General features: G+C 74.6%; 8 protein-coding genes. 2 read left to right on the forward strand and 6 right to left on the reverse strand.

Annotated elements, in window-relative coordinates; genetic code table 11:
- Position 1: 1 nt before the first annotated feature.
- Positions 2-964, forward strand: a complete 963-nt coding sequence (locus IE98_RS0121730) for a Rieske 2Fe-2S domain-containing protein (RefSeq protein ID WP_030271357.1) — start codon at positions 2-4, stop codon at positions 962-964.
- Entirely contained in the window at positions 961-1,740 is a 780-nt protein-coding gene (locus tag IE98_RS0121735) for an alpha/beta fold hydrolase (protein WP_030271359.1), read from the forward strand. Before IE98_RS0121730 ends, IE98_RS0121735 begins: the two co-directional genes overlap by 4 nt.
- A 134-nt stretch (positions 1,741-1,874) precedes the next feature.
- Here the strand turns inward: IE98_RS0121735 and IE98_RS0121740 are convergent, their stop codons facing one another.
- From IE98_RS0121740 to IE98_RS0121765, 6 genes are read right to left on the reverse strand one after another with little or no spacing between them, the layout of a single operon-like run.
- The gene (locus IE98_RS0121740; RefSeq protein ID WP_030271361.1) at positions 1,875-2,201 is read right to left on the reverse strand and encodes a YciI family protein; all 327 of its coding nucleotides are present in this window, start codon (positions 2,199-2,201) and stop codon (positions 1,875-1,877) included.
- Between the two features lie 16 nt (positions 2,202-2,217).
- Positions 2,218-5,211: an NHLP bacteriocin export ABC transporter permease/ATPase subunit gene (locus IE98_RS42835; RefSeq protein WP_052390787.1), complete on the reverse strand. Its 2,994-nt coding sequence runs from the start codon at positions 5,209-5,211 to the stop codon at positions 2,218-2,220.
- On the reverse strand, positions 5,208-7,487 hold the full coding sequence (locus tag IE98_RS0121750) for an NHLP family bacteriocin export ABC transporter peptidase/permease/ATPase subunit (RefSeq protein WP_030271364.1): 2,280 nt from the start codon (positions 7,485-7,487) through the stop codon (positions 5,208-5,210). Before IE98_RS0121750 ends, IE98_RS42835 begins: the two co-directional genes overlap by 4 nt.
- Positions 7,488-7,498: 11 nt before the next feature.
- Positions 7,499-8,311, reverse strand: coding sequence for an HlyD family efflux transporter periplasmic adaptor subunit (locus IE98_RS0121755; RefSeq protein ID WP_030271366.1), 813 nt, complete (start codon positions 8,309-8,311; stop codon positions 7,499-7,501).
- A 22-nt stretch (positions 8,312-8,333) separates the two neighbouring features.
- The gene (locus tag IE98_RS0121760) at positions 8,334-9,842 is read right to left on the reverse strand and encodes a SagB family peptide dehydrogenase (RefSeq protein WP_052390788.1); all 1,509 of its coding nucleotides are present in this window, start codon (positions 9,840-9,842) and stop codon (positions 8,334-8,336) included.
- A gap of 19 nt (positions 9,843-9,861) precedes the next feature.
- Complete coding sequence (locus IE98_RS0121765) at positions 9,862-12,138, reverse strand: TOMM precursor leader peptide-binding protein (RefSeq protein WP_030271369.1); 2,277 nt, start codon at positions 12,136-12,138, stop codon at positions 9,862-9,864.
- Positions 12,139-12,169: the final 31 nt, after the last annotated feature.

Here is a 12,169-nt window from a genome sequence, read left to right on the forward strand (position 1 = left end):
CATGGAACAGACGACCGTGCACCACGGCTGGTACCTGCTGGCCTTCCGCTCCGAACTCACCGACGACATCACCCCGCTCGCCGTCGGCGGGCACCGCCTCATCGCGGTCAGGCAGGGCGAGGACGTCCGCGTCCTGGACGCCACCTGCCCGCACCGCGGCGCCCACCTGGGCTTCGGCGGCCGGCGCGAGGGCGACTGCGTGGTCTGCCCCTTCCACGGCAAGCGGATCGCCCTCGGCGACCCGACCAAGCACTGGTCGGTCGCCGAGCACACCGTCCTCGCCTGGGGCGACGCCCTCTTCGTCCGGCTCTCCGACGACCCCGACGGCGACCGCGGCTTCGAACGCGCCGTCAAGGGCTGGGCCGACACCTACCCGCTCGTCGGCGCGGTCGGCCTGCAGGTCGACGTCGACCCCGCGTACGTCGTCGAGAACGCCTTCGACCCCGACCACTTCAAGGCCGTGCACGGCGTGCCCGGCACCCGCGGCATGGCCGCCCGCCCCGGCGACAGCGGCGAACTCGTCATCGAGGGCGAGTTCCTGATGCAGACCTCGCCCTGGCAGGACGCCCGCCGGCTCGAAGAGATCCGCTGGCAGGCGATCCGCACCCGCACCGTCCGCTGGGACTACCGGCCGCGCTTCCACGCCCGGGCCTTCAGCCCCTCCGTGGTCGTCACCGAGTTCGGGCCGCCGGAAGAACTCCACGTCATCGTCACCGGCTCCGTCCCCGCCCCCGGCGGCGGCTGCACCGCCCGCGTCGCCATCGGCGTCCGGACCGACCAGCAGGCCGCCCTGCCCGCCCTCGTCGGCGGCAGCCGCAAGGCCCTCGAGGAGGACAAGGTCGTCTGGGAGAACCTCGACCCGCACGCCGTGCCCCGGTACGACGCCCGCGACGAACCCGTCCTCGCCTTCCGTGCCTTCTGCGCCGACTTCACCACCCGGACGGCCCCGGGCGGCGCCCGATGACCGGCCCGCACGGCCTCCACCTGCACACCGAGGGCAGCGGACCCGCCGTGCTCTGGCTGCACGGCTACACCATGGACTCCACCGTCTGGCAGCCGCTCTGGCGGCTGCTGCCCGGCCACACCCACATCGGCGTCGACCTGCCCGGACACGGCCGCTCCACGCCGCTCACCCCCGGGCTCACCCTGCCCGAGCTCGCCGCACAGCTCGCCGACGTCGCCCGGGAGACCGGCGCCCGACGGGTCGTCGCGCTCTCCTTCGGCTCCACCTCGGCCCTGCAACTCGCCCTCCAGGAGCCCGGCCTCGTCGAACGGCTGGTGCTCGCCGCACCGACCCTCGCCGGTACCCCCAACGAGGACTCCGCCCGACTGCGGTACCGCCAGCTGATGATGCTGCACCGGCTCACCGGCCCCGGCGAACAGCTCGCCGACCTGTGGATGCAGTCCCCGCCCGACATCTTCACCGGCACCCTGCGGCACCCAGCCCTCCGGGCCTCCCTGCGGGCCGTCGTCGCCCGCCACAGCTGGGCCGAACTCGGCAACCGGGCCATGGACGCCCTGACCGCCCACCGGCACACCCCGGACGACCTGCGGCGGATCACCGCCCGCACCCTCGTGGTCGTCGGAGACGAGGACATGCCGGCCTTCGTCCGCAACGGCGAACTCCTGCGGGACACCCTCGCGGACGCCCGGCTCCTCACCCTCCCCGAGACCGGCCACCTCCCCCTCCTCGAACGCCCCGACACCCTCGCCCCCACCCTCGCCGAGCACCTCGCCTGAGCGGAGAACCACGTAGGGGCGCGGGGACCTGCGCAGTCCGGGATCGGGCATCGTGACGAATTCGGGCCGAGCCCTGGTTCGTACGGTGAGCCCCATCCGGACCGCGCAGTTCCCCGCGCCCCTGGCGTTCTCGCCTACCTGGCCGGAGGCCTGTTGCAGAGGCGGGTTTCGACGCGGGCTCCCGGGCTGACGGGCAGCTTCGCCGCCCAGTGCAGCGCCTCCTCCTCGGAGGTGACGTCGACGATCCACAGGCCGCCGAGTTCCAGGATGCCCGGGGCGGCGCGGTCCTCGCCCTCGGCGGCGGTGGGGCGGGCGAGTTTGGCGCCGTACACGATGCGGACGCCGGCTTCGGCGAGTTCCCGGCCGAAGGCGCGGTTGGCGGTGAACCGCTCCTCGCGTTCGGCGGGTGTCATGGCGTCCCAGTCGGTCTCCTGGCCGAAGACCAGCAGTGCGTACTCCATCTCCGTCCTTCCCGGTTCACATCTGGCGGCTGGCGAGGCGGGCGAACAGGCCGTCCCGGTCGGCGAGCAGTTCCTCGTAGCGGCCCTGCTGGACGACCCGGCCCTGGTCCATGACGATGATGCGGTCGGCCTCGGCCACGGTGGAGAGCCGGTGGGCGATCACCACGCGGGTGGCGTTGAGCCGGCGGGTGGATTCGGTGACGAGGCGCTGGGTCGGGTTGTCGAGGGCGCTGGTGGCCTCGTCGAAGAAGACGATGCGGGGGCGGGAGACCAGGGCCCGGGCGATCATGAGGCGCTGCCGCTGGCCGCCGCTGAGGGTGCTGGTGCCTTCGGAGAGCACGGTGTTCATGCCCATCGGCATGGCCGCGATGTCCTTGTCGATGCCGGCCATCTCGGCGGCCGCCCAGGCGTCGTCGAGCGTGTGGTTGGTGGAGCCGACGATGTTGGCCTTGATGTCGCCGGCGAGCAGGGCACCGTGCTGCAGGACGACGCCGCACTGCCGGCGGACGGCGGAGACCTCGAGTTCGCCGAGGTCCTGTCCGTCGTAGAGGACGGTGCCGCTCTCCGGCTTCTCGAAGCCGAGGAGGAGCCGCAGCACCGTCGACTTGCCGCTGCCGGACGGGCCGACGAGGGCGACGAACTCGCCGGGCTCGATGCCGAGGGTGACGTCCTGCAGGGCGGCCGGGCCGTCCTGGCCGTAGCGGAAGGTGACGTGGCTGAGCCCGATCCGGCCGGACAGGTCGCCGGGGTCGGCCTTGGAGTCGTCGACCTCGGGCCTGGCCTCCAGGATCGGCCGCAGCCGTTCGAGCATCGGCACGACGCCCATGGCGGTGACGGCGGCGGAGGTGAACTGCAGGCTGGAGGCGATCAGCAGGTTGAAGGCGGTGAAGAAGGAGAGGAAGACCGGCACGGGCACGCTGCCGTCCAGGGGGCCGGCGATGACGCCGAAGACGACCACCGAACAGACCAGCGGGAAGCCGGCGTTGAAGGTGGTGACGGCGTTCTGCACCCGGCGCGAGTAGGCGGCCAGGCCGCGGCCGCGGCCGAACTCGCCGGCCCAGACGCCGAAGACCCGGTCCTCGGCAGCGGTGACCCGCAGCTTGGGCACCGCGGTGAGCAGCTGGAAGACCCGCGAGGACATCGCCTGCTCGTGCGCGTACAGCTTCCGCTGCCAGCTGACCTCCACCCGGCCGGCGACCAGGCCGAAGCCGACGCCCACCAGGACGAGGGCGGTCGCGAGGCCAGCCAGCCGCAGGTCGTAGAAGTAGACCAGGACGAGGTTGGCGAGGCCGGTGAACAGGCCGAGGGTGGCCGTGGTCATCATCCCGGAGAGGGTCTCCTGGGCGGCGCTCACGCCGAGGACGGTGGTGCCGAGTTCGCCGGTGGAGTACGAGGAGAAGAACGAGGCGGGCAGCGAGAGCAGCCGTGTCCAGACGCCGACCTGCATGGCCGCGGTGGAGCGGCTCTCGATCCGCAGCACGGCGATGTTCTGGACGACAGAGAGTGCGGCCACGGCCATCGCCGAGCCGATCACCACCACCGCGCCCTCGGTGATCAGGTTGCGCTGGGCGTGCGCCACGAAGGTGCCGAGCACCTCGCCGGTCATCACCGGGACGAGCAGGCCGACGACCGCGACCAGCGCCGCCATCAGCGAGAACATCCACAGGTCGCGGCGGTTGTTGCGGAGTCCGAAGCGGAGCAGTCCGCCGACGCTGCGCACGCTCGCCGGCAGCGGCCGGTACAGCACGGTGGCCTTGTTCTGCAGGTCGGCGGCGAGCTCGGGGGTGAGCGGGGTGACGGTGCCCTGGTCGGCGAGCACGTACCGGCCGCCGACCGGCAGCAGGGCGACGGCCCGGCCGGTCTTGCGGTAGCCGACCATCGGGCCGAGGTCCTGCCGCCACCAGCGGCCGTCCAGCCGGACGGAGCGGGTGCGCACCCCGGAGGCCAGGGCGATGGCCTGCAGGTCGTCGAGGTTGCGGTCCTGGCCGTTGCCGGCGACCGGCGGCCGCACGGTGAAGCCCTGCTGCGCGGCGACGAGCCGGGTGGCGGCGAGGGTCGGCGGGTCGCCGGCGGCGTCCGCGATCCGCAGCCGGGAGGAGGTGTCGCGGACGACCGTCTCGAAGCCGCGGGCGGAGTGCGCGAGGGTGCCGGCGTCGCGTTCCCTGCGGGCGGCGATCAGCTCGGTCTCGGCGGTGCGCCGGGTCTCGATCCGGCGGTCGACGGCGGCGAGCAGCCGGCCGCAGTGCACCACCAGCCGCTCCCACAGGACGCCCCGGTCGAGCAGTTCGCGAGGGGAGCGGGCCCGGACGGTGGCCGGGCCGGGTGCGACCAGCCAGTCCCGTTCGGTGAGGCAGACCCAGGCGCCCGGGCCGAGCGCGGCGGCGTCGTCGCAGGCCGTGTCGCCGGGCAGTTCGACGCCGCCCTCCTCGACGCACACCCACTGGACGCCGTCCACCGAGCGCAGCGCCTGCCCCTTCTTGAGGACGGTCGGACCGTCGGTGGCGAGCGGGGTGAAGTCGCGCGGCGGCAGGGTGTCCCGCAGCGCGCCGGCCAGGGCGGTGATGCCGCCGGCCAGTCCGGCGAGGAACTGGTCGACGGCCCGCTGCTGTTCGGCCTCGGGCAGCGCCCGGACGGCGGCGCCGGCCGCGGTGCCGCACTCCCGGCCGCGGCCGGACAGCCCCTCGACCCGGGCGGTGGGCAGGAGGGCGACCTCGGCGCCGAGCACCGGCCGGGCGGCGATGCCGTGGACGGAGCCCCCGGGCGCGCCGGGGAGCAGCGTGCCGGCCTCCACCCGGCACAGGAAGTGCCAGCGGCCGACGGGTCCGCGGTCGGTGAGCCGGACGGCGAACAGGTCGACGGCGCCGGCCTGGACGAGCAGCATCCGGCGCGGGTCGTCGAGCACCAGGAAGCGGTCGGCCCGCGGGTCGACCGGTTCGGCCGCGGTGGTGAAGAAGTCGGCGAAGGCGTGCGGGGCCGTGGTCGGCTCCGCGGGGGCCGGGGCGGTGGTCACAGCTCGTCCTCCTCCTCGCGCCGGGCGGACTCGATGAGCGCGGTGTAGTGCCCGCCGAGCGCCAACAGCTCGTCGTGGGTACCGCGTTCGACGATCTCCCCCCGGTCCAGCACGATGATCTCGTCGGCGTCGCGGACCGTGGAGAGCCGGTGCGCGATGGTCAGGCAGGCGCAGCCGCGCCGCCGCAGGTTGTCCATGATCACGCGCTCGGTCTCCGGGTCGAGCGCGCTGGTGGCCTCGTCCAGCACCAGCAGGGTCGGCCGGCCGGCGAGGGCGCGGGCGAGCTCCAGCCGCTGGCGCTGGCCGCCGCTGAAGTTGCGGCCGCCCTCCAGGACGGGGCTGTGCACACCGCCGGGCCTGGTCATCACGGTGTCGAAGACGGCGGCGTCGTGCAGGGCGGCGGTGACGGCGTCGTCGGGGACGTCGTCGTTCCACAGCGTCAGGTTGTCGCGGACGGTGCCCTCGAAGAGCGAGATGTCCTGGTCGACGTAGGCGAGCGAGGCGGCGAGCACGGTGCGGGAGATCTCCTCGCGGGGGCGGCCGTCAAGCAGGACGCGGCCCTCCCACGGGGTGTAGAGGCCGGTGAGCAGCCGTCCCAGGGTGGACTTGCCGCTGCCGGAGCCGCCGACCACCGCGATCCGGCGGCCGGGGACGACGGTCAGGTTCAGGTCCTTGATCACCGGCTCGGAGAGCGGGCTGTAGCCGAAGGTGACGTGCTCGAAGACGAGTTCGCCCTCCAGCTTGGCGCCGGGCGGCGGCTCGGCGGCGGCGAAGCAGGCCGCCACCGGGTAGCGCTCGACGTCGTACAGCCGCTTGATGTCGGCGGTGACGTCCTGCAGCCGGCCGCCCAGGTTGGTGAGTTGGGCGACCGGGCGGCTGAGCGCGGCGAGCAGGGTCTGGAAGGAGACCAGCAGGCCGACGCTCATCGCGCCGTCCACCACTCGCTGGCCGCCGACCAGCAGGATCAGGCCGCTGTTGAGGGCGGCCAGCATCGGCGGCACGACCGTCAGCACGGCGCTGGGGATGCCGAGCTTCTGCTTGGCGGTGTCCACCTTGGCGAGGAAGCCCGCCCAGCGGCTGAAGGCGTCCGGCTCGGCACCGGTGGCCTTGACCGTCTCGATCAGCGAGAGCGTGGTGAAGGTGGTGGCGGTCAGGTTGCCGCGGTCGGTGCGCAGGGCGGCGACCGCGTCGGTGCGCGAGCGGGCCACCGCCTGCAGCACCACCACGTTGAGCAGCGCCATGCCGACGCCGACCACGCCCAGCAGGACGTCGTAGCGGACGAGCACCGCGGCGTAGAACAGCACCAGGCCGAGGTTGATGACGGTCAGCGCGACGTCGCGGGAGAGGATCTCGGCGACCACGTCGTTGCCGGCCACCCGCTTGGCGACCTCGGCCGGCCGCCGCTGCAGGAAGAAGTCCACCGGCAGCCGCAGCAGGTGGCGGAAGAACCGGGCCGAGCTGACCATGCCCATCCGGATCTCCAGCCGCAGCAGGTAGTGCCGCTGGACGGAGGTGAGCACGAAGACGGCGAGCGCGGTGGTGGTCATGGCGGCCAGCAGCGGCAGGAGGTAGCCGCTGCCGCCGCCGGCCAGGACCCGGTCGATGAAGACCCGGGTGTACGCGGGCACCGCGATGCCGGGCACCACCAGCAGCAGGCTGGCCAGCAGCACCAGCGGCATCGCGCGGCCGGAGGGCAGCCGCCGCTCCAGCAGGGCGCGGCCGACGCCGCCGCGGCTGCCGCCGGTGACGAAGTCGGGACCCTTCTCGAAGGACAGCACGATCCCGGTGAACCCGGAGTCGAACTCCTCCCACTCCATCAGCCGCGGCCCGCTGGCCGGGTCGTTGACGGCGACGACGGTGCGCCCGTAGCGGGTGCGCACCCCCTCGACGACCATGAAGTGCTGGAAGGCCCAGAAGATGATGACCGGGCCGGTGAGGTCCTTCAGCCGGTCGGCCTCGGTCTGGTAGCCGCGGGCGGTGAGCCCGTAGGTGCGGGCGGCGGAGAGCAGCGTGGAGGCCCGGGCGCCGTCCCGGGAGACGCCGCAGACGCCGCGCAGGTCCTCCAGCGGCACGTGCCGCCCGTGGTACGCGAGGATCATCGCCAGGCTGGCGGCGCCGCACTCCACCGACTCCATCTGCAGCACGGTGGGCACGGCGTGCCGCCAGCGGCGCGGGGTGCGCCGCCGGTCGGCGCGGGGCGGGCGCCGCCCGGGCCGGCGCCGGCGGCGCCGCTCCTCGGGCGGTGCGGGGGCGGTCCCCGGGACGGTGGTCGTCATCGCGCGCCCCCTCAGCGGCCGAGGATCAGGTTGAACGGGGTCTGCCGGCCGACGTTGATCGTGGCGGTGACCGAGACCTGGGTGGTCAGCGGCGTCGGAGGGCCGCTCTGCGAGGTCCAGGCGAAGCCCGTCCGGGTGGCCGGGTCGGGCATCAGGTCGACCACGACCAGCCGCGGCGGCGAGCCGTCCAGGTAGCGCTGCGCCGCGAGGTCGCCGCCGACCAGGCCGGAGACGGCCTCCCGGGTGAGTGCGTACGGGCTGACCGAGCTGACCGTGCCGCGCAGCAGGCCGAAGGCGCCGGCCGGGGCGGTGGAGACGGACAGGTCGACGTCCATGCCGGGGGCGAGCGCGGTGGCCCTGGCGGCCGGCACGAAGACCATGGCGACCATCCGGTCCTGCGCGGTGTCGGTGCGCTCCACCGAGGCGATCGGCGCGCCGGGCGCGACCACCTGGCCGTCCGTCACGGACAGGCCGACGACGTGGCCGCCGAACGGGCTGGTCACCTCGCGGCTGTGCCCCTCGGCGTCCTCGATGCGCACCACCGTCTGGCCGAGCCGCAGCTGGTCGGCGGGCCGGGTCAGCACCGAGCGGACCATCCCGGCGACCGGGCTCTGGATCAGCGCGGTGCCGCTCGGGCGGGTGAGCAGGCCGGGGGCGTCCACGGTGATCGGGATCCGCCCGGCGAAGGTCCACAGCACCGCGGCGCTCATGGTGATCAGCACGACGAACAGCGCGACCCAGCCGCGCGGTGCCGCCAGCAGGGTCGGCGAGTCCAACTCGTCCGGCTCCCGCATCCGCTGCAGGGCCTTGAAACGGAACTTCACCGGCCCGCCCCCCTCGTGTCCGTCATCTCTTGGTCTCTCTCCTGGGCACGCCGACGTCGGTGCGGAGCGTGCCGGGCCTGCTGCCGAGGATCAGTTCGCCGACGGTGCCCTCGGTGAAGAAGTCGATGCCGCTCGCGGTCGCGAAGTCGCCGGCGTCGCCGCCGCCGAGGCCGCAGACGGCGAGGTCCATGGCGGTGCCGACCAGGTAGAGCGTCTGGTAGAGCGCGCCCACGTGCTTGAGGATCAGCGGGTAGGCGACCGTCTCGTACTTCCACATCACCCGGCCGAAGCGGGCGGTGACCAGCAGCACCACCTGCGGGTCCGCCTTCATCAGGGCGGCCTCGCGGGCGTTGGCGACGAGTGCCGCGGTGGCCGGGCACGGCTCGGCGACCAGCTCCAGCTCGTGCCGGTCGGTGGCGTAGTGCCACAGCCCGGGCCGCAGCCCCGCGCAGTTGGTCACCAGCGGGTAGACCTCCAGCTCGTGGACGGCCCCGCCGCTCGGGTAGGGCCGGTCGGCGAGCTCCTGACCGTCCCCGCCGGTGAAGGTCTGCCGGCGGCGCATCGCCCGGTAGAGCAGCTCGCCGAGCCGGTCCGCGGTCAGCGGCGCCCCGTCGTCGTGCTCGCGGACGGACCGCCGCTCCTCCAGCACCTCGGTGAACGGCCGGTCCGCCCGGGCCACCGCCGCCAGGTCCGGCACGGCCAGGGCGACCTTCTCGCCGGGGAACGGCGGCGGCGAGGCCGGCTCGGGCCCGAACCGGTCGCCGAAGCGGTAGGTGCCGCCGTAGCCGGCCGAGGCGGTCGGCCGCCGGGTCCGGGTGTGGAAGGCGAGGTCGGCGGCGGCCCACTGGGCGAACCGCTGCTCGTCCGCCTCCGGCTCCTGCCCCGGCGCGCCGTAGGCCAGCAGCCCGGCCGCGGCGAAGAGCCGCAGGGTCTGCCGGACGGCCTCCAGCGGCAGTTCCCCGGGCAGCCGGGCGAGCCCGGCCGGGGTCGTCCAGTCGGCGAGCGCGGCCAGCAGCCCGGCGGCCCGCGGTCCGAGCTCGACGGCGAGCGGGCTGCCCGGCGAGCGGACCAGCAGCGCGCCGCCCTCGGGCGCCGCAGAGGCGAACCGGGAGAGCTTGACCCGCCCGGTCGGGTCCGGGGTCGGCCCGGGCTCGCACGCGCCGCGGCCGATCGGCCGCAGCCGGGCCAGCGGCTGCTCGCCGTCCTCCGCGGCCAGGTGCACCGCGTGCTCCAGCAGGCCGGCCAGGCCGAGCCGGCGGCGGGTCAGCTGCCAGCGCATCAGGCCGGCGTCGCCGTCCCGGCCGGCCACCAGGGCGGCCAGCTCCTCCTCCGTCCGCTCGCCGGCGGCCAGCGCGGCCACCGCCTCGCGGGCCCCGGCCAGCAGGTCGGGCAGGTCGAGGGCGCCCACCGGGGCGGTGAGCCGCAGACCGCGGGCGCCGGCCGGGGCGGCCGCGGCGTCGCGGCGCAGCCGCAGCCGGCGCACCGCGCGGGTGCCGACAGCCTGCCCGGCCGGGTCGAGAACTGTGGTCATGGTGTGTGTCCCCCGCGGCCTAGAAGAAGACGTTCTTCGGGTTGAGCTGCTCCTCGGTGAGCGGGGCGGCGAGCGCGCCCTGCTGCACCGGCACGTCGTACAGCCGGCCCGGGGCGAGGCGGCGCCAGAAGTGCCGCATGCCGGGGGCGATCACCTTGACCACGCTGAGGTCGAGGTCGGGGCGGCTCTGGTCCAGCACGATGACCTCGATGCCGCGGGCGCGGGCCCGCTCCACGCAGTCCCGGACGTGGTCGGCGAGGTCGTCGCCGGCCGGCGGGACGAAGTCGCCGAGGGCGGTGGGCCGCAGGCCCTCGCCGGGCAGCAGCCACGGCTCGGCGGCGACCGTCGCCGTCCGGCACCACTCCAGGGTCTCCAGGTCGTCGGTGCGGTAGAGGGTGGCCCCGTTCTCGTCCCGGCGGTCGACGAACGGCAGGAACTGGTTGACCTCGGTGAGTGCGCGGATCGCGGCGATCCGGGCGTCCGGGTGGGCGCCGAAGCCGACCATGACGTCCTCGACCTCGTGCCGGCGCCGGGAGATCGCCGCGAAGGTCGGCACCCCCAGGTCGGAGGTGATGTCGAGGACCCACAGGTCGCGGTCGACGGAGTCGTAGAAGGCGCGCATCGTCGCCACGTACGGGTCGTTCAGCGAGTCCAGGTCGAACTCCGGCCGCGGCAGCCGGTTGTACCACCACAGGGCGACGGCGTCCCGCTCGACGACCTCGCAGAAGCCCTGCAGGATCGCCTCCTCCAGGGTGTTGCCGCTGGCGCAGCCGTTGGAGTCGCCGACGCAGTAGAAGTGCTCGGCGAGGTCCGGGTGGCCGTACCAGGCGTAGCCGGAGGGGATCAGCCGCTCGCTGTCGTGGGTGAGCGACCAGGCGCGCGACCAGTCGAGTTCGGCGTCGGCCGGGAAGGGGTCCGGCACCAGGTGCAGCCGGTGCGTCGGGACGGCGTTCCACTCGGCGCGGCCCGCGAACTGGGCCTCGGAGAAGAGCAGCAGGTCGTCCATGTGGACGGCCACCGCCGGGTCGAGGTCCCGGTAGGCGGCCCGGACGACCGGCTCCTCGCCGCGCCACACCGCCGAGTAGCGCTCGATGGCCTCGCAGACGGCGCTGACCTTGGCCTGGATCTCCGAGCGGCCCTTGCCGCCGCTCTGGCCGCGCATGTTGCGGCGCAGCAGGTCCATGTTGTCGTTCACCATGGCGAAGTTGTGGCCGGCGGTGAAGCTGTAGGTGATGCCGTTGCCGGTGTCCTCGTGCGCGCCCAGCCGGGTGATCGCGCCGAACTGCGGGCTGATGTGGTGCTTCAGCCGGTCGTAGGTGAACTCCGGGGCCTGGATCCGGTACCCGCCGTCCGTGGTGTGCCGGGCCGGGCTCGGCGACAGCACCACCTTGGGGCTGCGCTCGGCGATCAGGCCCGGGTCGCCGCAGCTCGGGCACTGCGGCTGCCGGACGAGGACGTGCTCGGCGGTCTGCAGGGTCGCCAGGTCGAGGCTGACCATCCGGCCGTCCAGCGCGGCGGAACCGCCGGTGGCGAGGATCCGGCCGGCCTCGGCGGCGAGCAGCTGGCCGAGCAGGGCCGGCCCGGCGGGGATCGCCGAGCGCACCGGGTGCAGCGGGGCGGACTCGCCGCGCTTGCCGGCCAGGTACCGCTGGACCTGTCGGTTGCCGCTGATCCGCTGGGCGATGCAGGTCCAGCAGCCGGTGCTGCCGGGACGCAGCAGCGGGCCGAGCCAGGGGCTGGTGCCGGTCGGGCGGGCCAGCAGCCAGGGCCGGCCGTCGGCGAGCCGGGCGGTGTTGATCCGGCCGAGCGCCGGGTCGAGGTAGTCGTCGGTGAGGGCGACGACCAGGGCGTCCGCGCCGGCGGCGACCGCCTCGTCCTCGCCGGCGGCCCGGGCGCGCAGGCCGGTCGCGGCGAGCGCGTCCACCACAGGAGCCGGGTCGGTGGCGCCGAACGCCACCACCAGCAGCTCGGTGGCCGCGGCGGCGGCGAGCACCGCGGCCGGGTCGACGCCCTGCGCGTCCCAGTGCGCCAGCACCTCCTCCGGCAGGTCGGGGCGGCCCTCGGCGAGGTGCCCGGCGGCCTCGTAGCGGCGCAGCGCGGTCAGCGCCTGGCCCAGCGGCACCGCGGCGCCGAGCTCCCCGAGGATCTCGGCGACGGTGCGCCGGCCGTCCAGCAGCGGCAGCAGCCGTACCGCGGCCGCGCCCGGAACGATGTAGTCCTGGCCGTCGCCGATCAGGAAGACCTTGCCGTCCACCACGTCGCTCAGAAAATGCGCCTTGAGCCGCGGACGCTCCATGTGCATCCCCCGTTTTCCCGTGAGTGCCGGC

Source organism: Streptomyces sp. NRRL B-24484 (assembly GCF_000717715.1).
Classification (GTDB): domain Bacteria; phylum Actinomycetota; class Actinomycetes; order Streptomycetales; family Streptomycetaceae; genus Kitasatospora.

Bases quoted from the DNA above. Each gene is read 5' to 3' on its own strand.
- IE98_RS0121750 (WP_030271364.1), bottom strand. From the start codon at position 7,487: ATGACGACCACCGTCCCGGGGACCGCCCCCGCACCGCCCGAGGAGCGG.
- IE98_RS0121740 (WP_030271361.1), bottom strand. From the start codon at position 2,201: ATGGAGTACGCACTGCTGGTCTTCGGCCAGGAGACCGACTGGGACGCC.
- IE98_RS0121765 (WP_030271369.1), bottom strand. From the start codon at position 12,138: ATGGAGCGTCCGCGGCTCAAGGCGCATTTTCTGAGCGACGTGGTGGAC.
- IE98_RS0121760 (WP_052390788.1), bottom strand. From the start codon at position 9,842: ATGACCACAGTTCTCGACCCGGCCGGGCAGGCTGTCGGCACCCGCGCG.
- IE98_RS0121730 (WP_030271357.1), top strand. From the start codon at position 2: ATGGAACAGACGACCGTGCACCACGGCTGGTACCTGCTGGCCTTCCGC.
- IE98_RS0121735 (WP_030271359.1), top strand. From the start codon at position 961: ATGACCGGCCCGCACGGCCTCCACCTGCACACCGAGGGCAGCGGACCC.